Below are 217 nucleotides of genomic sequence, written 5' to 3'. Positions count from 1 at the left end.
TTATTGGAGAGTTTGATCCTGGCTCAGGATGAACGCTGGCGGCGTGCCTAATACATGCAAGTCGAGCGAATGGATTAAGAGCTTGCTCTTATGAAGTTAGCGGCGGCCGGGTGAGTAACACGTGGGTAACCTGCCCATAAGACTGGGATAACTCCGGGAAACCGGGGCTAATACCGGATAACATTTTGAACCGCATGGTTCGAAATTGAAAGGCGGC

At 51.2% G+C, this 217-nt stretch carries 1 rRNA gene; it reads left to right on the top strand.

Annotated features, from left to right (window positions below):
• Positions 1–217: ribosomal RNA gene (locus tag MR083_RS27560) — 16S ribosomal RNA — on the top strand; the annotation flags it as partial.

It is taken from the genome of Bacillus cereus group sp. BfR-BA-01408 (assembly GCF_022663305.1).
GTDB lineage: Bacteria > Bacillota > Bacilli > Bacillales > Bacillaceae_G > Bacillus_A > Bacillus_A pacificus.
The sequence above is the reverse complement of the archived record's forward strand: the minus strand, read 5'-3'. Positions and strand labels throughout refer to the sequence as shown.